The sequence below is a fragment of the Shewanella sp. genome (genome assembly GCF_047975355.1).
Taxonomy (GTDB): domain Bacteria; phylum Pseudomonadota; class Gammaproteobacteria; order Enterobacterales; family Shewanellaceae; genus Shewanella.
In genome coordinates this window covers 1-24081 of the sequence record NZ_JBKEDJ010000053.1, presented here as the reverse complement: position 1 = coordinate 24081, position 24081 = coordinate 1, and the positions used below count along the sequence as shown (strand labels likewise).

At 47.3% G+C, this 24081-nt stretch carries 25 protein-coding genes; 5 read left to right on the top strand and 20 right to left on the bottom strand.

Annotation, left to right across the window (positions count from 1 at the left end):
* Both ACK5NH_RS14375 and ACK5NH_RS14370 read right to left on the bottom strand, forming a co-directional pair.
* Complete coding sequence (locus ACK5NH_RS14375; RefSeq protein WP_416921108.1) at positions 1 to 969, bottom strand: DUF2333 family protein; 969 nt, start codon at positions 967 to 969, stop codon at positions 1 to 3.
* Positions 970 to 980: 11 nt separating this feature from the next.
* Positions 981 to 1463: a copper chaperone PCu(A)C gene (locus ACK5NH_RS14370; protein WP_416921107.1), complete on the bottom strand. Its 483-nt coding sequence runs from the start codon at positions 1461 to 1463 to the stop codon at positions 981 to 983.
* 34 nt (positions 1464 to 1497) lie between these two features.
* Here ACK5NH_RS14370 and ACK5NH_RS14365 point away from each other — a divergent pair, with 34 nt between their 5' ends.
* The gene (locus tag ACK5NH_RS14365; protein WP_088211083.1) at positions 1498 to 2235 is read left to right on the top strand and encodes an enoyl-CoA hydratase-related protein; all 738 of its coding nucleotides are present in this window, start codon (positions 1498 to 1500) and stop codon (positions 2233 to 2235) included.
* Positions 2236 to 2375: 140 nt separating this feature from the next.
* Here the strand turns inward: ACK5NH_RS14365 and ACK5NH_RS14360 are convergent, their stop codons facing one another.
* The 5 genes from ACK5NH_RS14360 to ACK5NH_RS14340 all read right to left on the bottom strand — a co-directional run bounded on the left by ACK5NH_RS14360 (position 2376) and on the right by ACK5NH_RS14340 (position 7406).
* Positions 2376 to 2576 carry a PspC domain-containing protein gene (locus ACK5NH_RS14360; protein ID WP_011623980.1) on the bottom strand — a complete coding sequence of 67 codons (201 nt, stop codon included), beginning with the start codon at positions 2574 to 2576 and terminating at the stop codon, positions 2376 to 2378.
* 146 nt (positions 2577 to 2722) lie between these two features.
* A complete protein-coding gene (locus ACK5NH_RS14355) occupies positions 2723 to 3016 on the bottom strand; it encodes a hypothetical protein (RefSeq protein ID WP_416921106.1) in 294 nt (97 codons plus the stop codon).
* A 209-nt stretch (positions 3017 to 3225) separates the two neighbouring features.
* Entirely contained in the window at positions 3226 to 4233 is a 1008-nt protein-coding gene (dusA, locus tag ACK5NH_RS14350) for a tRNA dihydrouridine(20/20a) synthase DusA (protein WP_416921105.1), read from the bottom strand.
* A gap of 227 nt (positions 4234 to 4460) precedes the next feature.
* The gene (locus ACK5NH_RS14345) at positions 4461 to 5135 is read right to left on the bottom strand and encodes a Fe2+-dependent dioxygenase (protein WP_416921104.1); all 675 of its coding nucleotides are present in this window, start codon (positions 5133 to 5135) and stop codon (positions 4461 to 4463) included.
* Positions 5136 to 5210: 75 nt separating this feature from the next.
* On the bottom strand, positions 5211 to 7406 hold the full coding sequence (locus ACK5NH_RS14340; protein WP_416921103.1) for a TonB-dependent receptor: 2196 nt from the start codon (positions 7404 to 7406) through the stop codon (positions 5211 to 5213).
* 568 nt (positions 7407 to 7974) lie between these two features.
* Between ACK5NH_RS14340 and ACK5NH_RS14335 the strand changes: the two genes are divergently transcribed.
* Positions 7975 to 8439 carry a chemotaxis protein CheX gene (locus ACK5NH_RS14335; RefSeq protein WP_011715879.1) on the top strand — a complete coding sequence of 155 codons (465 nt, stop codon included), beginning with the start codon at positions 7975 to 7977 and terminating at the stop codon, positions 8437 to 8439.
* A 178-nt stretch (positions 8440 to 8617) separates the two neighbouring features.
* Here the strand turns inward: ACK5NH_RS14335 and alr are convergent, their stop codons facing one another.
* Together alr and dnaB are read right to left on the bottom strand one after the other, a co-directional pair.
* Entirely contained in the window at positions 8618 to 9694 is a 1077-nt protein-coding gene (gene alr / locus ACK5NH_RS14330) for an alanine racemase (RefSeq protein WP_416921102.1), read from the bottom strand.
* Between the two features lie 77 nt (positions 9695 to 9771).
* Entirely contained in the window at positions 9772 to 11178 is a 1407-nt protein-coding gene (dnaB, locus tag ACK5NH_RS14325) for a replicative DNA helicase (protein WP_011623987.1), read from the bottom strand.
* Positions 11179 to 11303: 125 nt separating this feature from the next.
* On the opposite strand from dnaB, the gene ACK5NH_RS14320 reads away from it, so the two are divergent.
* Positions 11304 to 13502: a S46 family peptidase gene (locus ACK5NH_RS14320; protein ID WP_416921101.1), complete on the top strand. Its 2199-nt coding sequence runs from the start codon at positions 11304 to 11306 to the stop codon at positions 13500 to 13502.
* 241 nt (positions 13503 to 13743) lie between these two features.
* Here ACK5NH_RS14320 and rplI read toward each other — a convergent pair whose 3' ends face one another.
* The 4 genes from rplI to rpsF are packed head-to-tail and all read right to left on the bottom strand — an operon-like array spanning position 13744 to position 15181.
* Positions 13744 to 14196: a 50S ribosomal protein L9 gene (rplI, locus tag ACK5NH_RS14315; RefSeq protein ID WP_011623996.1), complete on the bottom strand. Its 453-nt coding sequence runs from the start codon at positions 14194 to 14196 to the stop codon at positions 13744 to 13746.
* A gap of 36 nt (positions 14197 to 14232) precedes the next feature.
* Entirely contained in the window at positions 14233 to 14460 is a 228-nt protein-coding gene (rpsR, locus tag ACK5NH_RS14310; RefSeq protein WP_006083042.1) for a 30S ribosomal protein S18, read from the bottom strand.
* A gap of 11 nt (positions 14461 to 14471) precedes the next feature.
* Complete coding sequence (gene priB, locus ACK5NH_RS14305) at positions 14472 to 14777, bottom strand: primosomal replication protein N (RefSeq protein WP_011073673.1); 306 nt, start codon at positions 14775 to 14777, stop codon at positions 14472 to 14474.
* A gap of 8 nt (positions 14778 to 14785) precedes the next feature.
* Positions 14786 to 15181, bottom strand: a complete 396-nt coding sequence (gene rpsF, locus ACK5NH_RS14300; protein ID WP_011623998.1) for a 30S ribosomal protein S6 — start codon at positions 15179 to 15181, stop codon at positions 14786 to 14788.
* Between the two features lie 212 nt (positions 15182 to 15393).
* Between rpsF and ACK5NH_RS14295 the strand changes: the two genes are divergently transcribed.
* Positions 15394 to 16137: a DUF481 domain-containing protein gene (locus ACK5NH_RS14295; protein WP_416921100.1), complete on the top strand. Its 744-nt coding sequence runs from the start codon at positions 15394 to 15396 to the stop codon at positions 16135 to 16137.
* 180 nt (positions 16138 to 16317) lie between these two features.
* Complete coding sequence (locus ACK5NH_RS14290; RefSeq protein ID WP_416921099.1) at positions 16318 to 17748, top strand: MFS transporter; 1431 nt, start codon at positions 16318 to 16320, stop codon at positions 17746 to 17748.
* A 61-nt stretch (positions 17749 to 17809) separates the two neighbouring features.
* Here ACK5NH_RS14290 and rlmB read toward each other — a convergent pair whose 3' ends face one another.
* From rlmB to rplM, 7 genes are all read right to left on the bottom strand, one after another.
* The gene (gene rlmB, locus ACK5NH_RS14285) at positions 17810 to 18550 is read right to left on the bottom strand and encodes a 23S rRNA (guanosine(2251)-2'-O)-methyltransferase RlmB (protein WP_416921098.1); all 741 of its coding nucleotides are present in this window, start codon (positions 18548 to 18550) and stop codon (positions 17810 to 17812) included.
* Complete coding sequence (gene rnr, locus ACK5NH_RS14280) at positions 18551 to 20977, bottom strand: ribonuclease R (protein ID WP_416921097.1); 2427 nt, start codon at positions 20975 to 20977, stop codon at positions 18551 to 18553.
* Positions 20978 to 21016: 39 nt separating this feature from the next.
* The gene (motX, locus tag ACK5NH_RS14275; RefSeq protein ID WP_416921096.1) at positions 21017 to 21673 is read right to left on the bottom strand and encodes a flagellar protein MotX; all 657 of its coding nucleotides are present in this window, start codon (positions 21671 to 21673) and stop codon (positions 21017 to 21019) included.
* Positions 21674 to 21781: 108 nt separating this feature from the next.
* The gene (locus ACK5NH_RS14270; RefSeq protein WP_416921095.1) at positions 21782 to 23077 is read right to left on the bottom strand and encodes an adenylosuccinate synthase; all 1296 of its coding nucleotides are present in this window, start codon (positions 23075 to 23077) and stop codon (positions 21782 to 21784) included.
* A 66-nt stretch (positions 23078 to 23143) separates the two neighbouring features.
* A complete protein-coding gene (locus ACK5NH_RS14265; RefSeq protein WP_416921094.1) occupies positions 23144 to 23332 on the bottom strand; it encodes a DUF2065 domain-containing protein in 189 nt (62 codons plus the stop codon).
* Positions 23333 to 23446: 114 nt separating this feature from the next.
* Positions 23447 to 23839, bottom strand: coding sequence for a 30S ribosomal protein S9 (gene rpsI, locus ACK5NH_RS14260; protein ID WP_006083052.1), 393 nt, complete (start codon positions 23837 to 23839; stop codon positions 23447 to 23449).
* 14 nt (positions 23840 to 23853) lie between these two features.
* Positions 23854 to 24081 (bottom strand): 50S ribosomal protein L13 (rplM, locus tag ACK5NH_RS14255; protein WP_416921093.1); only part of this gene is annotated, 228 nt, incomplete at its 5' end.

The following is a 24081-nucleotide window of genomic DNA, read 5'->3' as shown; positions in this document are numbered from 1 at the left end:
TTAACCTTGAGATAGCAAGTTCGTTAAATCAATCACCGCGGCATTCGCACGGGACACATAGTTAGCCATAACCAATGAATGATTAGCGACTAGACCGAAACCACTGCCATTAAGTACCACAGGGCTCCAAACTGTTTGTTGAGTCGCCTCCAGCTCACGAATGATCTGTCTTAGGCTGACCTCAGCATTTTTCTTTTTCAATACATCAGCAAAGTCGACTTCGACTGCACGCATAAAATTCAGCAGTGCCCACGAGGCACCACGGCTCTCATAGAACACATCATCAATTTTCCACCAGCTGGTTTTCACCTGATGACTGGCTAAATTGGGAGTCGATTGACGCGCGGCATTATCGCCCGCTAAATCAGTATTTAACCGCTCTTGCCCAACACTTGCCGATAAACGTTGCGACATACTGCCTAAACGTTTTTGAACTTCTTTGAGCCACTCGTTAAGGTTGTCGGCACGAGCGTAAAACTGGGCATCCTGATTGTTTGGATCCATCATGCGTGCGCGATACAACTTGAGCAGCTTAACGCCATCGCGGTATTCGCTCTCAGCGCTTGGCACTAACCAACTGGTATGGTCGATGTTCAGCTTCGCCTGCGCTTCGCTTAAGTCTTTATCCGCCGCGGATTGAGACTGGGAGCGGCTAAACTCTTTACGCATAATCAGTGCTAAATCACGGACTTGCTCTAAAGCGCCGTACTCAAACGCAGGCATGTTATCCATAAAAATCGAAGGTGGCATCACATCGTTTGATAACCAACCACCCTGTTTATCCAGCAATGTTTCAACGGTCAGGATCAACGACGTAGTGGTTGCATAACCCACGACATTCTTCTCTGTGGCCGTCAGCTGTTGTGGTGTCAGAGTATCGGGTTCAATACTCCACCAGACACTCACAAGATAACCAATTAAAACAACAAATAAACCGACTCCGGTGACCTTCTTCCATGTTACTTGCATCAAGTGACTCCTTAATGATGGTGATGATGCTCATGTTCAGCAGCATTCTCGGCCTGCTTAGCAACAGGCAGTGTAATCGTCATATTCTCGCCATTGTTAAACTCTAATTGCAGTTTAACTTGGTGCTCTAAGGCTAATGGGGCTTTGAGTCCGATTAGCATGACATGCTCCCCAGACGGCGTTAGGGATAATTTTCCATGGGATGGAATATCGAAGCCTTCAACTTGGCGCATTTTGACCATGCCTTGTTCTTCAATAATAGTGTGTAATTGCGCTTCCTTTGCGACATCAGTGGTCACTCCGGTAAGGCGAACCGTTTTATCGCTATGATTTTCGAGCGTAAAGTAAGCGGCGGTATTTGGCACTGTATCAGGCATTGCACGGACATGACCTTCGGTCATCACTACGCTGGCGAAAACAGAAAATGATGCGCAGGATAATGCGACAAAATTAAACATCTGTTTGAATATCGGTTTCAATGTCTTAAACTCCATGTCTACCCAATGTCGTCGTAAAGGAAAACAACCCATGAGTCATATACAGGTTCGGGATGATCAGGGCGTTCGTATTATCAGCTTTAATCGCCCAGATAAACGCAATGCACTTGATCTTAATATGTATAAACAACTGACAGAATACCTGATCGAAGGTGAAGCAGACAACGACATTCGTGCCTTTATGCTCCATGGCGAAGATAATTGTTTCACCTCGGGCAATGATGTTGCTGACTTTTTGAAAAATAGTGACTTAGGTCCAAATCACCCCGCGGTGCGCTTCCTATTTTGCCTATTGGAACTCAAAAAGCCACTGGTCGCTGCGGTCTCTGGTGCAGCCGTTGGCATAGGCACAACGGTGCTGTTGCATTGTGATTTGGTCTATGCCGACAACACAGCTAAATTCCAACTGCCCTTCGTGAATTTGGCCCTAGTGCCCGAGGCTGGCGCAAGCTTACTCTTACCCGAATTGGTGGGTTATCAGAAGGCGGCAGAGCTATTACTTCTAGGTGAAAGTTTTGATGCTAACACAGCGCACAGGCTGAATATCATCAACGATGTGATCGCCCAAGAAGAGTTGCTCGGTTACGCACTTAATCAGGCCAAGAAATTGGCTAACCAACCACCGCAAGCACTACAAATTACCCGTCAGTTGATGCGACCACATAAAAATCGCGTGCAACACCAGATGCATCAAGAGTTAGAACAATTTAGTGCAAGACTCAAAAGCGATGAAGCAAAGGCCAGATTTCAGGCTTTTCTTAAAAAGTGATACCCATTTAAACAGAGTTCACTATTGGCATGAGGGTCGATGTGCCCTCTTGTTGATAACATCCCGCTAAAGGTTGTGTCCATAAACTTGCATCGGCTGTAATCGTTAACGTCCCCAAATCGAGGGAGCAGAAACTTAGGTTAAATCGGTCTTTTCCATTGATCGACAAGTAAAGCCAATACAAAGTAAACCAGCAGGCTCACACCCGGCATAAACAGAATCGCGCCAGCCCACACCACACGAGTCCAAAAACAGGACCAACCGAATTGCCACGCCATACCAGAGGCAACACCACAGACTAAACGTTCTGAATTGTCCATTCGCATTTGCGCTCGTTTCATTTTTGAACTCCAATCGATGAATGATTTATTTATCGCTGACACTGTGCCACTGAAACCAGCAGATAATTCCTGAAAACAACGCTAGGCTAATCACTGGTAGCAGTAGCAGAGTCATAAGAGGTGCTACAAACCACATAGGCAGCTCCTTACTTGTTTGCGCTGTATTCGCCTGAGGTGACAGACTCACCTTGGTTATCCGCGCTCAGTGTTAGCTGGCTATTGAAGTCGTAGATACTTTCAGCTAATTGTGTTTGCAGTGATAACACCAGTTCACGCTTAGTGTTAACCAACAACTCCTGCGCTTGGGTACTCAAAGTTTGCTCGATGGCGCTCACTACGTCTGATACTGGTGCCGCTTCGGCGTGTGCTGCAACGCTCGCCATTAATGCACCGAATAACACACTTGCTTGAACTGATTTTTTAGCATTTGAAGTAAACATGATGTCGTCCCTTTCCGATTGATTAACTTGACATAGGGACTACTACAAAGGGCGTGCCAATTTATCAAAATCGATTTAACACATTAATTATTAATGATTTAACAATTAATTTTTAGGGTGGGCTATATGAGCGAGATTTTTGAGAAAGGTTAAAGTGGTGAAAAATACTACAAGCATTAGCCAATCTCACCACTTTTTAAATCGAATAATTACTGAGCAACCATTTCGCTCTGAATACTTTGATAAGCTTGCTTGACCACCTCAATACCAGCACCGTTTTTATGGGCGTTTTCGCTCAAATAACGACGCCAAGCACGGGCCCCAGGTAAGCCTTGGAATAAGCCAATCATATGGCGAGTGATATGATTTAAGCGCCCGCCTGCCTGCAGGTGAGCCTCGATGTAGGGCAACATAGCCTCAATCACAGCTTCACGGCTAATTACCGCCTTTTGGCTACCACAGAGCAGTTGGTCAACTTGAGCGAGGATATACGGATTTTGGTAAGCCTCACGCCCGACCATCACACCATCTAAGTGCTGCAAGTGGGTTTTAGCCTGTTCAAGACTGGTTATGCCACCGTTAATGCTGATATTGAGCGTCGGATAATCACGCTTGAGCTGATACACTCGGTCGTAATCTAAGGGCGGAATCTCGCGATTTTCCTTCGGGCTTAATCCCTGTAACCACGCTTTACGCGCATGGATAATAAACTCACCACAGCCTTTAGCCATGACAGTATCAATAAAGTGAGTCAAAAACTCATAGCTATCCTGCTCGTCAATTCCGATGCGCGTTTTTACCGTCACAGGAATATCAACCACTTGCTTCATGGCATCGACACACTCAGCCACCAGCTCAGGCTCAGCCATCAAACAGGCACCAAAGCGACCATTTTGCACCCGATCGGAAGGACAGCCCACATTGAGGTTTACTTCATCATAACCGCGCTCGGCGGCAAGTTTGGCGCAGCGAGCAAGTTCAGCAGGATTCGAGCCCCCCAATTGCAATGCAAGAGGATGCTCTTCTTGGTTATAGGCAAGGTAATCACCACGACCATGCAAAATCGCCCCCGTCGTCACCATCTCGGTATACAACAAGGCATTGGTCGACATCAAACGCGCAAAATAACGGTAATGACGATCCGTCCAATCAAACATGGGCGCAATGGAAAAAGTGCGGTCGAGCTGTAGACCATCATTAAGATTATTTTTCAACACGTGACTATCGACTCTAGTAATTAAAATTTGCCAGTAAGTTCAAGCTTTGAGGGATAAAGCGCCTTAATTTAAGCCGCGGATGAGCAATGCTGCGCCAGCGTAAAAATACAAAAACAGTAAACGAGTTAACGTTTACTGTTTTGTTGCCCCTCAGAGCTGGCGGGATTATACCCTAAACCGCCCGCTTTGGGGAGATGAAGCAGGTAGAGAAGCCTAGCTTAGAATCACTACAACTCGCTCCAACGTCTGAGCAAGTTATGGTAAACCCCCGTCAGATTAAACAACTCTTGTTCTGGCGCGGCCTGCGCCGTCAACGCTTGAATCGATTGATCGAGTTGAAATAGCAAGCGGCGCTGCCCCTCATCGCGCACCATACTCTGCAACCACATAAACGCAGCGGTGCGTTCACCCGAGTTAACAGGAGTAACTTGATGCAAGCTTGTCGAGGGATACAACACCAATGAGCCCGCAGCGAGCTTTATGCTTTGCTGACCATAGGTATCTTGGATCACCAGCTCACCACCTTGATAAGTGTCTGGCTCACTTAAAAATAAGGTGGCTGACAGATCGGTACGCACCATGCCTTCGCTGGTTGAGCGAATCGCATTATCGATATGATAGCCAAAGGTTTCTCCGCCTTGATAACGATTAAACAAGGGAGGATAAAACTGTAATGGAAGGGCCGCCGACACAAATAAAGGGTGGGCCAATAAACGCGCAATGATCAGCTCACCGATTTGAAGCGCCACGGGATCATCTTTGTCTAACTGCTGATTACGTTTGCGGGTACTCGCCATCACGCCCGAGGTCTGATTGCCATCAATCCAAGTGCGGGCATCGAGCTCCTCCCTTAGCTGATTGACTTCTTCTTTAGAAAATATATTCGGAATTTCAATAAGCATTTCAAAATCCTATTGGAATAGCATAAACATCAAAGGCAGCCCTAGGGCTGCCATTCAGATCTCGATTAATACGGCTTAGAAGTGCATGTCGGCACTTAACATCACTAAGCGACCAGGGGCCATATTAGCAAAGTGCGCAGTGTACGCTTTATCGTAATAACGCTCATCCGTTAGATTCTGCACGTTCAGGCGTAAGGTCAAGAATTCATTCATTTTATAAGATGAAGTCAAATCAAAACGCCAGTAGGATGGAATCGACAGCGTATTAGCCGTATTACCATAAACTTTACCCATGTAGTACGCACCCGTACCGACAGTGAACGCCTCAGCCACATCGTAAGTCGTGAATAAACTTAAGCTATTTTTAGCGGTATTAGGGAAGCGATTGCCATTCAGTGCTTGGTTATAACCATTGCTTTCCAGCGTCGCGTCCAAGTAGGTATAGCCACCAAAACCTTGCCAATGCTCAGTAAAGTCACCGGAGAAGCCTAGCTCAAAACCCTTAACCTTTTGCTCGCCCACATTTTCCTGCGGCGAATTACGATCGCCAGAGGTCGCGACCCGAGCGTTGTTTTTCTCGATTTGGAATACCGAACCATTCAGAGATAAACGTCCCGCAAAGAAGTCCCACTTAGTGCCTAACTCATAGCTTTCGGTGTCTTCAGGTTCTAAATCGGCGTTGGCACTGCCGAGGCGATCCGCGCCATCACCATTTGAGGTACCCGGAGGATTAGAAGAAGTGCCCCACGCGGCATAAATACTGCCGTTTTCAGCAGGCTTATAAAGTACCGACAATTGGTAGTTGAAGAAGTCAGTGTCATTGCTAAATTGAGAGGTGGAGTTCTCCGCACTGGTGCTGTAATCATCCCAACGGATCCCTGCATTCACCATCCACGCTTCGGTTAACTCAATGGTGTTAAAGGCATAAATAGAGCGAGTATCGGTTTCAGTCACAGTCGGATCTGTGCCAAGTGTGATAGTGCCTACCCAAGGATCGTGCGGATTTGGATTATCCAACAAGGTACAGTTATAGTTATCTAGCATCGCCTGATTACAACCTGCGTTACGGCCATTACCCGTATCGATGGCGTAACTCAAATTGCTGGTACGTTCGTTACTGAGTTCAGTACCGACGGCAAAACGGTTAGTCATTCCCGCGAGTTTTGCTTCACCCGAGAGTTGCAATTGAGTCGCTAAGGTCTTAGTAACCGAATGGCGCGACTTAGTGTTTCGCCAAACATAACCATTAGCCACGTTACCCGTAGTGTCGTCTGGGTTAGTCACAATATAGTAATTGCTGTTACGGCTATAGATGGAGGTCGAAGTGAACTGCATGTCGTTGTTGAAATCATGGCTGATCAACACTGACGCCGTATCATCCATAGTGTCGCGAAAATCCCGCGACAACAAACCGTAGAAGTTATCAGGGTCGACATCCGCAGGTTGACCCGTTGCCTGATCGTAGGGAATACCGTAATCAGGAATATCATGATTTTCAAAGTGATAATATTCGAGTGTGACTTTGGTTGGCGTGGTTAAACCAAAGGTCACCGAAGGCGCTACGCCCCAACGATTACCCGTGACTTCATCGCGCCTTGGGGTATCGGCATCGTGGGCCATCATGTTGATACGGACTGCAGCCTCATCGGCAATCACATGGTTCACATCGACACTGGCGCGTTTAAGCGAATCCGTTCCGACGGCAACATCGGCATTAATAAAGTCTTCGGATTGGGCTTTTTTGGTCACAATATTGATGCTACCGCCAACGGCGCCACGACCGTTATACACAGAGCTTGGGCCTTTCAGGACTTCAATTTGTTCAATGTTAAAGGTTTCGCGGCTTTGTGAGCCCACATTACGCATACCATTGATAAAGGTTGAAGATTGGGCATCGTAACCACGAATGAAAGGTCTATCACCGTAGGGGTTGCCACCCTCACCTGTACCTAAGGTAATACCAGGAGTTGCACGCAGCGCATCGGTAAAGCTCTGGGCGCCCATGTCTTTGATTAAATCTTGATTGATAACGGTAACAGTTTTAGCGGTATTGAGCAGATCTTCGGTAAATTTACCCGATTGCACTTTACGGGTGTTGTAACCTAAGTACTCACCGTTCACTTCAATATGTTCAACTTTTTTATCAACGACTTGTGGCTGAGGCTCCGTCGCCATAGCCGGAGCGGCTGAAACCGCCATACCAATCGTTAACGAACCTAAAACATGGGCACCGAGCGTAACTCGGCCATTGCGGCGTTTTGCAAATTTCATCAAAAGCATTCCTGTTGCGGAGTAAACTCTGTAACAGATGTCCCCCATCTGTTAATCGCCGCTAATATATGCAAAACATAAATTGCAATCAATAATTATTATCATTTACATTACAATTTAATCTTAGTCACAATTTGAAACTGAAATGCGCGCTAGGTCTTGCTGGCGATTTAATAAGCTAAACCTCCATATGGAAATAAAACTAACACCATGAAAATTAATGACATTAAATTTCTAAAGAGGTAAAAATCTAGAATGCTATCAGCAACTACCCATCTTTATTTAGGTGAAATTGGTTGATCCATAGGGAGTAAGCAAACTTGGGCTGACAAAATCGCGTATCGATAATCGGAGCTAAAAATATCGAAAATGCGGCTCTTGAGTGATGTGGTTTTAAGCTGTTTCGAGGATAAATAACAATAAAATCGTGAAATTAACCTCACATTTCCATTGGTGTCATCTAAGCTGATAGAGTGTGATTAAGATTGCTGTGATTCAGCCACTTTTCGTCTAACCTTAATGACATGGTGACCATAAGGCTTAAGTTCATAAGAGGAAACACTGAAGCATGAACGTCAATTTTATTAACCCTTTTCTGCAATCCCTGCTCAATGTGATTTCGACGATGGCCAGTATGGATCTCACTCCGGGCAAGCCCCAAATTAAAACCGACAACTTAGCCAAGGGTGATGTGTCAGGGTTAATTGGTATGGTTGGACCGCAGACTAAGGGGTCGTTATCTATTACCTTTGAACAGAAACTGGTACTGCAGATCATGCAAAATATGCTTGGGGAAAACCCAGGTAAGATAAACGAAGAAGTCACAGATCTCGTGGGTGAAATCACCAACATGGTCACAGGTGGGGCAAAAAATCTTTTAGGACAAAAGGGTTACGAGTTCGAAATGGCAACCCCTATGGTAGTCTCGGGTAAAGGGCATACCATTTCCCATAAAGCAAATGGCACTAAAATTATCATGCCCTTCAGTAGCCCATACGGCACAGCTTTTATTGAAATCTGCTTTGAAAATTAACCCATCATCAATAGCTAATCTGTAGCACTCCATTCACGTCGCTCTGCAAGCTTGATTATCGCCCTTAAAGGCTACAATAACCAAGTGCAGAACGGCTGGCAGATATCCGCTCAATAATCATTTTTTGACCATAAAAAACGGCGCGAATGCACCGTTTTCTTGTATCCACTAGGATGGCTTATGCAAGGCAAACCGCGACCCTTGGAGTAAGTTTAGTCACTAATTCATAGGCGATGGTGCCAATATGCTCGGCGACTTCCTCAACTGGTAAGGCGGCGCCCCAGAGCAATGCTTCATCGCCCACAAGGTCTGTCGCATCGGCACCTAAATCGACGGTTAGCATATCCATAGATACACGACCGACAATTGGCACTCGGCGACCATTAACCCACACAGGCGTGCCTTCTGGCGCATTACGCGGATAACCATCACCATAACCAATGGCTACAACGCCAAGGCGAGTATCTTGTTTCGCCGTCCAATAACAACCATAACCTACGGGTTGCCCCGCTTTATGATGGCGCACCGCAATCAAGCGAGAGACTAGGTTCATCGCCGGGATCAAACCATGATTAGCACCGCAATCCCCGGTCACGGGAGACACACCATAGAGTGCGATCCCTGGACGGATCCAATCCCCTTGGCTTTTAGGCCAAAAAAGCGCTCCCGCCGAATTGGCAAGAGTTCTAAAACCCGGTAAATCCGCGGTTAACTGGTTAAAGGTTTGCATTTGCACTTGGGTGTAATAATTTTCGGGCTCATCAGCACAGGCAAAGTGGGTCATCAGATGGATAGGTTTAGCGACATTTTCACAGGCCGTCAAACGCGCATACACCTGTGCAAATTGCTCTGGTGTCACGCCTAAACGATGCATACCCGAATCGACTTTCAACCAGACTGTAACAGGTTTCGATAACGTTGCCAGCTCTAACATCTCGATTTGCGATTCGTGGTGCACCACTGTATCGATATCGTGGGCGACCAATAAAGGTAAATCGGTGCTTCTAAAGAAGCCCTCAAGCAATAACAAACGCGCCTTAACACCACCAGCGCGCAGCTCTAATGCCTCTTCTAAACGGGCTAGGCCAAAGCCATCGGCAGTGTGTAAACAGTTGGCAACATTTAATAATCCATGACCATAACCATTGGCTTTCACCACCGCCATCACTTGGCTGCGACTCGCCTGTTGACGCAAGACGGCGAGATTGTTTTGCAGTGCACTACTGCTAATTTCTGCTCGGGGAAAAGGTTTCAAAATTTGCCTTGTCTATTTGGAAAAGTCAGGAAATAAAAAAGAATACATAAGCAGTGCTTAGCTTCTAACTCCAGAAATTAATCTTCTTCAAACTGTGGGCCAGCATAGTTATCAAAACGGGAAAACTGGCCTTGGAAGGTCAAGCGCACACGCCCAATTGGGCCGTTACGCTGCTTACCGATAATGATTTCTGCCGTGCCCTTATCGGGAGAATCGTTGTTATACACCTCATCACGGTAAATAAACATGATGAGGTCCGCATCCTGCTCAATAGAACCCGATTCACGTAAGTCCGAGTTTACTGGGCGCTTGTCAGCACGTTGTTCGAGCGAGCGGTTGAGCTGGGAAAGTGCAATAACGGGGATCTCTAACTCTTTAGCCAATGCCTTGAGAGAGCGAGAGATTTCGGCAATTTCTAGGGTACGGTTATCTGATAATGCTGGCACTTGCATCAGCTGCAAGTAGTCGACCATGATCATCGATAAGCCGCCATGTTCACGGGCAATACGGCGGGCACGGCTACGCACTTCGGTTGGGGTTAAGCCTGAACCGTCGTCGATATACATCTTGCCCTGCTCGAGCATGATCCCCATGGTCGATGACACCCGCGCCCAATCCTCATCATCCAGTTGGCCGGTACGAATTTTAGTTTGATCGACGCGCCCCAAGGAGGCCAGCATACGCATCATGATCTGTTCCGAGGGCATCTCGAGACTGAAAATCAGCACAGGCTTGTCTTCATTCATCGCCGCCTGTTCGCAGAGGTTCATGGCGAAGGTGGTTTTCCCCATAGAGGGACGCGCCGCGACGATGATCAAGTCACCGGATTGGAAGCCTGCTGTCATTCGGTCGAGGTCGCTAAAACCGCTCGATACACCAGTCACACCGTTGTGTGGGTTGTTGTATAGCTGCTCAATCTTATCGACGGTTTTTTCGAGAATGGTTTTGATGCCTTCGGGACCTTCGTTGGCATTGGTGCGCTGCTCAGCAATCTTAAAGACTTTACTCTCGGCCAAGTCGAGCAAGGCGCTGGAATCGCGTCCCTCGGGATTGTAACCCGCATCGGCAATCTCATGGGCAACGCGGATCATCTCCCGCACCACGGCGCGCTCGCGGACAATCTCGGCGTAGGAAACGATGTTACCCGCGCTCGGGGTGTTTTTGGCAATCTCGCCTAAGTAGGCAAAGCCACCTGCTTCTTCGAGTTGATTTTCAAGTTCAAGCTGTTCAGAAACCGTGATTAAGTCGATGGGTTGACCCGTTTCGACTAAACGGTGCATGGCCGCAAAAATCATCCTGTGTGAGCGGGAATAAAAATCCTCTTTCACCACGGTTTCGGCCACCTTATCCCAAGCGTCGGCGTCTAACATGAGGCCGCCTAATACCGATTGTTCAGCCTCTATTGAATGCGGCGGCAGCTTGAGGCTATCGACCTGCAAATCCCTCGGCTTACTCTTAGGCTTAAAAGCACCTTGTTGTGACATTAACACTCCCGATTTCCAACAACTTAACAAAATATGATATAAAACCCGCGTCAAGCAAACAGGCCGTTTACATTCGCCTGTTATCTCATTTCAACGGACACTCTAACTAAAAATAAGGAAAGAACATGCGTATTGCATTGGTTGCAACCTTAGTACTGACCTCCGGCATTGCAACAGCCGATGAAGGACAATGGCAACCTTATCAAATGCCTTCAATTGCAGACAAACTCAGCGCGCGTGGAATTGATATTCCCGCTGATAAATTAGCCGATCTCACAAGTTATCCTATGAATGCCGTTGTCGGGCTGGGCTATTGTACCGCCAGTTTTGTCTCGCCCCAAGGGCTAGTTGTGACAAACCATCATTGTGCCTACAAGGCGATACAATATAACACTAAGAAAGAACATAACTATCTCGAACAGGGCTTTTTAGCCACCTCGATGGATAAAGAACCGTCGGCAGGCCCTAACGAGCGTTTATACATCACCGAAGCCGTGACCAATGTCACCGCCGAGATCACCAAAGACTTAAGTCAAGATCCGCTCAAACGCTACGAAGAAATCGAAAACCACAGCAAGGCCTTAATCAAGAGCTGCGAGGCCGATGATAACTACCGCTGTAACGTCCGCAGCTTCCACAATGGCTTAGAATATTACCTAATCAAACAATTGATGATCCGCGATGTGCGTCTGGTGTATGCGCCACCAGAAAGCGTTGGCGCTTACGGTGGTGATATCGATAACTACGAGTATCCTCGTCACTCTGGCGATTTTGCCTTCCTGCGCGCCTATGTGGGGAAAGATGGTAAACCTGCGGCCTACAGCGAAGATAACATCCCTTACACGCCAAAGAGCTACCTTAAAGTGAACGCCGATGGCGTAAAAGCGGGCGACGGCGTATTTGTGGCGGGCTATCCAGGCACCACCAGTCGTTACAATCTCACTAGCGAGCTTAAATTTGCCAGCGACTGGCTGTATCCAACTCAGGCAAAACGCTATCAATTACAGATTGATACTATTGAAGCCATGGGTCAGGAAGATGCCGATATCGCCATTAAATATGCAGGCAATATGGCGTCTATGGCTAACCGGATGAAAAAACTCAACGGTCTGCTGGCAGGCTTTAAAGCTACGGATATCGTGGGTATTAAGCAGCAACGCGAAGATGACTTTCTGGCATGGTTAAATAAAAATCCCAGCCTTAATCAGAATCTTATCAGCGAGCTTGAAGTCTTATTGGCCGAGCAGCAACTGCAAACCCAAACCAATTATTACTTCACCAACGCCCAATCGAGCACTTTACTCACTGCGGCCAACAATCTCTATCGTTTAGCCAAGGAAAAGCAAAAGAGTGATGCTGAGCGTGAAATCGGTTTCCAAGAGCGCGACTTAGCCATGTTCAGCTCGCGCTTAAAGCGTATCGACTCCAGCTTTGATGTCAAAGTCGATAAAACCCTTTGGTTACAAGACTTAAATGCCTACTTGTCACAGCCAAATCGCGTTACTGCCTTAGACAATATGCTGAATTTAGACGATAAAAACGTCAGTCTAGAAGCAAAACTCGATGGCCTTTATTCGCTGACTACTCTAACCGACCAAGCACAACGTCTGGCGTGGATGGACGCCGATGCGAAGGCCTTTGAAACCAGCAGCGATCCTTTTATCCGCCTAGCAGTCGCTTTGTACGACACCAATATGGCACAGGAAAAAGCGGAAAAAATCCTTGCAGGTAAACTGTCTACCGCTCGTCCAGCCTACATGGCAGCCGTTATCGACTACTACAAAGCCAACAACTGGCCAGTGTATCCCGATGCAAACGGTACCCTGCGCATCAGTTACGGCATGGTTGATGGTTATCAATCTCGTGATGCCCTCTACAAGCAGCCATTTACTCGTCTCGATGGTATTGTAGCCAAGCACACAGGTGTTGAACCCTATAACGCACCGAAAAAACTGCTCGATGCAATTCATGAGCAGCGTTTTGGCGACCACTTAGTGCAATCTGTTTACCAAGATCCACGCGGCTGGATTTGCCGTCTATTCTCTTGCCTAGACAAGCCAGAAGAATTTAACTCTGTGCCAGTTAACTTCCTGTCGAGCGTGGATACCACTGGCGGCAACTCGGGCTCCCCCGTCTTTAACGGCAAAGGCGAACTCGTCGGCCTTAACTTTGACTCCACCTATGAAGCTATCACCAAGGACTGGTTCTTCAACCCCACCATCACCCGTGCCGTACACGTGGATATTCGTTATATCCTGTGGATGATGGATGAAGTCGACCATGCTGATAATTTAATTAAAGAACTCGAGTTAGTGAGAAATTAATCCCCTGAGCGATAGGCTGCTCTAGACAAAAAGCCGCTCAGTGTTTACTGTAAGCGGCTTTTATTTTGGCTTGTATTCTAGAAACGCATTTACTTTAGTGCAGAATGAGTATCTGCATATCACTGGCACTTCCCCCCATAGTAGAGCTGGTATCAAAACAGTAGTAAATATCCTTAAATCCTAAATTCAGCCATAAAAAAACACCGCCGAAGCGGTGTTTTCCATTTAAAGCTGTTAGTAATTAAGCTTCTGCAACAACAGATACTTTAACAACAGCTTTAACTTCAGTGTGTAACTGAACTTCAACTTCGAAGTCACCAGTAGTACGCAGAGCGCCTAATGGTAAACGAACTTCAGCTTTAGCCAGTTCAACGCCAGCAGCAGTGACTGCATCAGCGATGTCACGAGTGCCAACTGAACCAAACAGTTTGCCTTCATCACCCGCTTTAGAAGCGATAACAACAGCTTCCAGAGCAGCGATTTTTTCAGCGCGTTGGTTAGCAGCAGCCAGATCAGCAGCTAATTTAGCTTCTAATTCAGCGCGACGAGCTTCAAATACTTTAACGTTGCTTTCGTTAGCAACAACAGCTTTACCTTGTGGCAGCAGGTAGTTACGAGCGTAACCAGCTTTAACTGCAACTTGGTCACCCAGGTTACCCAGGTTAGCGATTTTATCAAGCAGAATAACGTTCATTATCAAATCCTCTATATTCGATTAGGAATACTGCAATTACTGATGTAAATCAGTGTATGGCAGTAGAGAAAGATAACGAGCACGCTTGATTGCGCGAGCTAGTTGACGCTGATATTTAGCACTAGTACCAGTGATACGGCTTGGAACGATTTTGCCGCTTTCAGTGATGTAGTTCTTTAAAGTAACGATATCTTTGTAATCAATTTCTGCAACACCTTCAGCGGTGAAACGGCAGAACTTGCGACGACGGAAATAACGTGCCATTTGACAGTCTCCTAAGTTTTCAATTCGACATTTTCGGCATGGATGACTAAGCGATTTTGGCCATTGCGCCCCTGTTGAAGCGTCATAAAACCTTGAACTTGTACTTCCACACCTGCTTTCAGATTATCTGCCACGCTTTCAAAGCGTGGGCCACTCAATATCACTTGTATTTGTACGTAGACGTTGCGGAGCATATCTGCTTCATAACGCTGCGATTTGTGTTCTAGCATTATCACACTGTGTGCGATGCCTGCCGGGCTTTTAAAGCGTCTGGAACGGGTTATGGTTCCTGACAACACCAAGTTATTGGTGGTCACAGATAAACTTACTCAGCGATTTCTTCAGCGTTAGCTTCATCATATGAGCGGTCGCCAGCTGGGCCACGACGTGAATCGCGCTCATCTTTAGCTTTCGCCATTGGAGATGCTTCAGTAACGGCAACTTTAGTACGCATTACCATGTTACGCAGAACTGCGTCGTTGAAACGGAAAGCAGTTTCTAGCTCTTCAATCGTCTCTGCTGGTGCTTCAACGTTCATCAGAACGTAGTGAGCTTTGTGCAGGTCTTGGATTGGGTAAGCCAGTTGACGACGGCCCCAATCTTCTAAACGGTGGATTTTGCCGTTAGCTTCGGTGATAACACCGGTGTAACGCTCAATCATACCTGGTACTTGTTCACTTTGATCTGGGTGAACCATAAATACGATTTCGTAATGACGCATTTATTGCTCCTTACGGTTATGTAGCCTCGTTATTGGCTCAGTCAGACCAAGTGGAGGCAAGGAACGAAAATAGTGACTGATTCGAGCGCGAGATAGTACAGAAAGCAGACGTGAAACTCAAGCAATAACTTTGCCTCATCCCTCAATACGGGTATGATGACGCCTCACCCCTAATCGGATATCAGACATCAGCCACTCAAGAACAGATTATAATGCTAAAAGTTATCGCACCCGTGAGTTTGTTTTGCCTATCTTTTCCGGCACTTGCGCTTGTACCTCCCGATTATCAGGAACCGCCAAGCGATTTTACCGCAGAAGTCGAAGCGGGCTTACAGTTGAACACGGGCAATACCGAGTCGAGCAGCTTTAATGGTCGCACCCAGCTGATTTATGATGCCAAGCAAACGAAACAAGAAGCCACGCTAAAAGCCTATTTTGCTTCAGAGAAAAACCAAACCACCTCAGAAAAGTACGAACTCCAACTCCAGAGCAACTATAAACTCACCAAGGGCTATATCTTTGGCCGTGGCGACTTTACTTGGGATCAGTTTGGTAGTTATACCCAAATCTCAACCCTATCTTCGGGTTATGGTTTTAATGCCATCAGCAGCTATAAGACCAAACTAAGCCTAGAAATCGGCCCAGGTTATCGATACAACCTGCCTGCGGAATCGGTAACAGAGCCAGATCCTGCCGCCGAGAAGGATGTGATCCTGCGTACTGCAGCTAAGTTTTCGCAAAAATTGCAGGAATACACCAGCATCAATGCGGATCTCACCGCCGAGGTGGGCGAAAATAACAATACTCTCACCCTCGATATGAACTACAAGAATTTAGTGTTTCAGGATTGGGCATTTAAGATTGGCATGAATATCAAATACACCGAAGTGGTGCCCGAGGGCAGTAAGCAGACAGACACAGTCACCACCTTTAACCTGCTCTACACTTTTAGATAATCGGGATACCCAGTGGTTTGGCTGAAGCGATATATATATGTCAGCCAAACCTCAGTTCAGTGCAATTTAGTGACCTACGCAGAAAAACGATAAATTAGTCATTAAACCCCAATATTTTGCAACACGGAATAAACACCAACTCCTGATATAATCTCCCTGCAATCATACAAGGAGTAGTTAATGGCAAATCCGCTACGCACTTTCGCCTCTTTATATAGCACGACTCTATTAACTGTGTTGGCAGGCGGTTTACTCACCACCTATTTAGGCCTGCGCCTGTCGGTGATGCACGTTCCACAGTTATGGATAGGCGGCATGATGTCGGCCTATTACGTCGGTCTGGTGGCAGGCTCGAAGATAGGCCACCGTTTGATAGCCCAAGTCGGGCATATTCGTGCTTTTGTCGCCAGCGCGGGGATTGTTGCCGCCTCAGCCCTCGGTCATGCCTTGGTGGATGAGTTAGCGGTTTGGATCCTCCTAAGACTTATCGTAGGTATGGGTATGATGTGCCAATACATGGTGCTCGAAAGCTGGCTCAATGAGCAGGCCGAAAGCAGCCAACGCGGCACAGTGTTTGCCAGTTACATGATTGTCTCGTACTTCGGCTTGATATTGGGTCAAGGGGCCATCAGCCTCTATCCCGAACTCGGCCTAGAGCCGTTATTGCTGATCGCTATCTGTTTTGCCCTGTGTATCGTCCCCATTTCGTTAACTCGCCGTATTCACCCGGCGCCACTGGTACCTGCGCCCTTAAAAATCACCCACTATTGGCGAAAAGCACCGCAGGCGCTGACCACCATCGCCATAGGTAGCATGATTGTCGGCTCCTTTTATGGTTTGGCCCCCGCCTATGCGAGTAACTTAGGTTTACCGCCTGAGAAAGTCGCCACCTATATGACAGCCACGATTCTCGCGGGTCTGCTGGCCCAATGGCCAATGGGGAAATTGTCCGACATCATGTCCCGCAGTCGCCTTATCCGCATTAACTGTGTACTGCTTGGGATCTTGGCATTAGGTATCGCCCTCACGCCTTATCATCCCGTGGTATCACTGGTGATGACTTTCCTGTTCGGTATTCTTGGCTTTACTTTCTACCCCTTGGCGACAGCACTGGCCAACTCCCGTGTAGAGCAGAGTGAAAGGGTCGGTCTGTCGGCCACCATTTTGCTGACCTTTGGTGTAGGTGCCAGTATCGGCCCGCTTATCGCCTCAACCCTAATGCAATGGCTCGGCAATAGCATGCTCTACGGCTTTATGTCGGCCTGTACCCTCATCCTGTTCTTACGCCTGCGTTATGTTCACTCGCAACAAAAAGCCGAAACCAATGTCACCCAAGACTACATTATGGCCACAGGCGATTTAGTTTCTTCGCCACTGGTGGCAGCGCTCGATCCTAGGGTCGATGTCGAGTCTGTTCAGGAGCAAATGGCAGTCACTATTGATGATGAAGATGCCGATAACTATAGTGACACTGAGTATGAGCAGCAACTCGCCTTTAGTTTTGATATAGATTCGCTTGAATCAACAGTGTCACCGGAACCGACTGACGATGAAGAACTTGCCTTAACAGCATCAAGCTATGAGCAAGAGGATGCGATCAAGGCCAGTTAAGCTCTGCGAAAAAATGATAAAAAAAAGACGGCCTTGGCCGTCTTTTTATTGGATGACTCGATTAGCTACGGCGCTGACGCACGGCTTCGAATAAGCAAATGCCCGTGGCAACCGACACGTTTAAACTAGAAACGCTCCCCGCCATCGGGATAGAAACCAAGGTATCGCAACATTCGCGGCTTAGGCGACGTAATCCTTTGCCCTCGGCACCCATTGCAATGGCCAGCGGTCCTTTGAGATCGGCTTGATACAGCTCGCAATCCGCTTCGCCCGCCGTGCCGACAATCCATACGCCCTTTTCCTGCAAATGACGCATGGTACGCGCAAGATTTGTCACTTGGAATAAGGGCACAGTTTCGGCGGCGCCGCAGGCCACTTTACTGACCACAGCCGTTAAGCCTACAGAGTTGTCCTTAGGCACAATAATGCCCTGCACACCCGCCGCATCGGCGTTACGTAAGCAAGCACCTAAATTATGCGGATCGGTAACGCCATCTAAAATCAATAAAAACGGTAAGTCTGTCTTAGCTAACAGCTCATCTAAATCATGCTCTGCCAAGATTTTGGCCGCTTTTACACGGGCAACAATGCCTTGATGCTGAGTACTTTCGGCTTTATCGTCCAGCACTTTGCGTGAAGTGACTTGGATGCTAGTCCCAAAGGCCTTAGCTTGGCGAATAAGCGGGGTTAAGCGCTCATCTTCACGGCCCTGCAACAACCAAAGTTCGATAATGCGCTCTGGGCTGTGTGTTAACAGCGCTTCAACCGCGTGGATCCCAAAAATAATATCTTGTTTTTTCATTTACTTCTTTCTCGTGCTCCGCTTTGCGGCCTTTGGCTTCTTCGCCGAATCTTTAACGCTTTTCTTAGGCTTAGTGCCAGCTTTAGACTTAGATTTGCTGCCAGCTTTGTCTGAGCCGGCTTTCGCTTTAGTGCCTGTCGATTTAGCTGCCTTAGCCATTTTGGCGCCTTCACGGTTTACCCGCTCACGCGCTGTCATCGGTTTTTCTCGACTCGGCGCAGACTTACGGCGACCGCCTTTTCCGCTGTCGCCAAGCATGACTAAGTCAATCTGTCTATCATCCAAGTTCACTGCAGCCACTTTTACCGTGACTGGGTCACCCACCTGATAGACTTGCCCAGTGTGCTCACCAATCAAACGCTGACGCATAGGATCGAACTGATAATAATCGCTGCCCAAGCTAGAAATATGCACTAAACCATCGATAAATAAGTCATTTAAGCGAACGAATAAACCAAAGTTAGTGACAGAGGCAATCACCGCCTCGAAGGTGTCACCCACATGGTCCTGCATAAATTCACATTTCAGCCAGTCGCTTACATCACGCGTTGCCTCATCGGCACGGCGCTCGGTGTTAGAGCACTCTTCACCCAATAGATCTAACTCATCAAGCTGATAATGGTAGCCCCCATCGGGAGTCCATTTCTCGTTGGCTTCACCTTTTTCCTTCGCCAGAAGGTAGCGGATCACGCGGTGCAGCACTAAGTCAGGATAACGGCGAATAGGCGAGGTAAAGTGTGCATATTCTTCCAGTGCCAAACCAAAATGACCTTCATTATCAGGTGTATAGATTGCTTGGCGCATTGAGCGCAGCAGCATAACCTGAATAAGCTCTGCATCGGGGCGATCGGCGATTTGCAGCATCACATTCTGGTAATCCGCTGGCGTTGGCTCGAGTCCACCGCCCATGCTTAAACCACGTTCGGCCAGAAACTCTTTAAAGTTTGCCAGTTTCTGCTCAGAAGGCGACTCATGCACGCGGTAGAGGATTTCACCCTTGTGCTTTTTCACAAACTTAGCGGCCGATACGTTGGCTAAAATCATACATTCTTCAATGATTTTATGAGCTTGATTACGCGCTCTAGGCACGATCTTATCGATCTTGCGCTGGTCGTTAAAAATAAACTGCGTTTCTAAGGTCTCAAAGGCAATCGCACCACGCTCGGCGCGCTGTTCATCGAGCGCTAAATAGAGCGACTGTAAACATTGCAGATGCGGGAATAGCGCTTCATGTTCAGGCGCAATCGGTCCACCTTCGAGCATGGCTGCCACTTGAGTGTAAGTGAAGCGCGCATGTGAATGCATCACCGCCGGATAAAACTTATAGCCGGATAGCTTACCGCGGGCCGAAATCGTCATCTCCGCGACCATACACAGACGATCGACATGAGGATTGAGCGAGCACAGGCCGTTAGAGATCTTCTCCGGCAGCATAGGGATCACTTGTGACGGGAAATACACTGAGTTACCACGGGCGCGAGCTTCGGTATCTAAAGCCGAATCGGTACGCACGTAGTAGCTGACATCGGCAATCGCCACCCATAGACGCCAACCGCCACTGGGTTTAGCTTCGGCATACACTGCATCGTCAAAGTCGCGTGCATCTTCACCATCAATTGTCACTAGCGGAAGATTGCGTAAATCGACACGGCCGACTTTATCCGCCTCGGTCACTTCATCGGGAATACGGCGCAATTTCTTTTCAATTGCTGCCGACCAAGTATGGGGGAGATCGTAATTACGCAGTGCAATCTCGATTTCCATTCCCGGCGCCATTTGCTTGCCGAGCACTTCAGTCACTTTACCGGCGGCTTTAACGAATCGGCCAGGGCGACGGGTTAACGCCACCACGACTACATCACCTTGACGGGCACCATTGCGATCTTCACTAGCGATTAAAATTTCTTGGGTAATGCGTTTATCATCGGCAATCACAAATGCCATGCCGCTATCGACATGAAAACGTCCGACAATGGCGGCACTGCGCGGCTGGATCAAACGGACAATACGGGCCTCGCGACGGCCTTTACGATCCATACCAGCTTTTTGTGCCAGCACTTTATCGCCATGAAAATACATCAGCATGTCGCGATTTGAGATAAATAAATCGTCGCCACCTTCGTCAGGCTTAAAGAAGCCGTAGCCTTCTCTATGCCCAAGGACTGTGCCGGAAATCAGATCCATTTTTTCAGGTAAGCCATAGCTTTGACCGCGGGTAAAAACCAGTTCACCGTCACGCTCCATCGCTCGTAAACGGCGACGTAGGGCTTCTAACTGTTCTTCATCGTGGATCTGTAGTGCAACAGCGATGCTGTCACGGGTAATAGGTGATTTTTGAGAACGTAAGTACTCGATAATATACTCACGACTTGGGATAGGGTTTTCGTACTTATCCAGTTCACGCTCGAAATGAGGGTCTTTGATCATTCAATATCCAATATTTCTGTCTCTATCTGTAGAGACATCTCAACGGGTTCGCAAGTGCTCTTGCTGGGCCCGCGCCACTGCACTGGCGGGCATTTTAGCGGCTAACACCTGCAGTAATGACAAGGCTTTTTTCTTAGTCGCCTCATCGGTAAATACATTGTTGTATAACCAGTTATAGGCCATTTCGTAATCCCTTGGACTACCATAACCTTCACCGTATAAACGTACCAACATCATCCGAGCGGCTAAACTGCCGCTCGCCGCCGCGGGTAATAAATAATTGACCGCACGGTCTTTATTTCGAATAACAAACTTACCATTTTGATAATATTCGGCAAGTTTCACCATGGCCTCGGGGCTGCCCTGCTCGGCCGCCTCTTGCAATAATCCCATCCCTTTGACTGCATTGGCTTTTACGCAGGTGCCATGGTTGAGCATTTCCCCCCACAGAAACTGATATAGGGGCTGCTTTAAGACTTCTGCGCGCGCTTCGATATCTTGCACTAACTGACAGTCATCTTGCTTCACTTTTGCCAGATATTTTTCGCCGCGGATCATTTCAAGCAATTGATCTTGCGAATAAATATCCACCGCCTGTGTTTCAGCAAAGCACATTGAAGATACTAAGGGCAGCAGTGCAACTAATGCAGTACGTAGCATAACGACTCTCAATGACAATAGGGTGAATACTTGCATCGGCAGTATAACCTATTTCTTGAGCTCAAGCCGAATTTCTAACCACAGAAAGCAAACAGGAAGGAACAACAAAGGAAGAAAAGGCCGTGAAACACGGCCTTTACGATTTTAGTTAAACGGGCTAACTAAAATCATCGTCTCATTACGGTCTGGACCGGTAGAAATGATGTCGATCGGCGTTTCTAACAACTCTTCAATACGCTTGATGTAGTTGATAGCTGCTTGCGGTAACTGCTCTAAAGAGGTCGCACCGAAAGTAGACTCGCTCCAACCTGGCATAGTTTCATAAACAGGCGTGACCTGCTCATAACCTTCAGCCGCTAAAGGCGTAACCTTAGAGATACTGCCATCTGGATGTTGATAACCCACACAGATTTTCACTTCTTTCAGGCCATCGAGTACGTCTAACTTAGTTAAGCAGAAGCCACTTACGCTGTTGATTTGTACTGCGCGGCGCATTGCCACTGCATCTAACCAACCTGGACGACGCTTACGACCGGTAGTCGCACCAAACTCATGACCTTTAGTACCTAAATGATCACCGACTTCACATAAGAGTTCAGTTGGGAAAGGACCAGCACCCACGCGAGTGGTGTATGCCTTCATGATACCTAAGACATAGTCTAAATGACGTGGACCGAAGCCGCTGCCTGTCGCCACACCACCTGCGGTTGTGTTTGACGAAGTCACAAACGGATAAGTACCGTGATCGATGTCTAACAGTGTACCTTGTGCACCTTCGAACAGGATTGGCTCACCCGCTTTACGCGCGTTATCCAACAGTTCTGTTACGTCAACACACATGCTCTTCAGATAGTCTGCTAAGGCTAACGCATCGCTCAGTGTTTGCTCGTAATCTACGGCGTCAACTTTGTAGTATTCTGTCAGCATAAAGTTATGATATGCCATAACTTCTTTCAGCTTTTCAGCAAATAGTTCAGCATTGAACAGATCGCCAACACGCAGACCGCGACGGGAAATTTTGTCTTCATACGCAGGACCAATACCACGACCCGTAGTACCAATAGCTTTGTTACCGCGCGCTTTTTCGCGAGCGATATCTAAGGCACAATGGAATGGTAGGATCAGCGGACATGCTTCAGAGATCAGCAGACGTTCCTCAACAGGAATACCGCGCTCTTTGAGCATGTTGATCTCTTTCATCAGTGCGTCTGGTGCAAGCACCACACCGTTACCGATAATGCATTTCACATTGTCGCGTAGGATGCCTGATGGGATCAGATGAAGTACGGTCTTATCGCCATTGATCACTAAAGTGTGACCCGCGTTGTGACCGCCTTGGTAGCGAACTACATATTTTGCCTGTTCTGTTAGAAGGTCGACAATCTTACCTTTTCCTTCGTCACCCCATTGGGTGCCGAGAACAACTACGTTTTTGCCCATTGTTTGCTGCAAGGTTGTGGTTAAAAAAGAATTCTAACAGATTTTAAACCGCAAGTGGTAAGGCATTTATGAAAAAATAATCAAAATGACCACACCTGCGGTGACTAATGAACCACCGATTCTACGCAAAACTTGTTGATTTTGATTGGATAATTCGTTCAAGTAATGGCGCCATTTATTGGGGAATAACAATGGCCCCACACCTTCCAAAATCAACACCAATGCCACGGCCACCATAAATAACTGTAAGCTCATTTTCCCTCTCTTAGAATTTTTCTAACCTAAAAAATGATGGTTAACGCGAGGATAACTAATTTTAGGTAATAAAAAACCCAGCATAAGCTGGGTTTTTTGAGATTCCAAAACGTATTAACGCTTAGAGAATTGTGGCTTACGACGTGCTTTACGTAGACCCACTTTCTTACGCTCAACTTTACGAGCGTCACGGGTAACGAAACCAGCAGAACGTAATGATGGACGCAGAGCTTCATCTAATTGCATCAGAGCACGAGTGATACCGTGACGGATTGCACCTGCTTGGCCAGTGATACCACCGCCTTTAACAGTTACATAGATGTCCAGTTTGTCAGTCATTTCAACTAACTCTAATGGTTGACGAACAACCATACGAGCAGTTTCACGACCAAAGTATTGGTCCAAAGGACGTTGATTTACAACGATGTTGCCACTACCAGCTTTAGCGAATACGCGTGCTGTAGAGGTTTTGCGACGGCCAGTGCCGTAGTACTGAGTTGCAGCCATTTGCTTAATCCCGTTTAGATATCAAGAACTTGAGGTTGTTGTGCAGCGTGGTTATGTTCTGCGCCAGCGTAAACTTTCAGTTTACGGAACATGGCACGGCCCAGAGGACCTTTTGGTAACATACCCTTAACTGCTTTCTCGATGATCATTTCTGGCTTATGAGCTTGCAGCTTTTCAAAGCTGATTTGCTTAATGCCACCAGGGAAGCCTGAGTGCGAGTAGTACGTCTTGCCTTGCGCTTT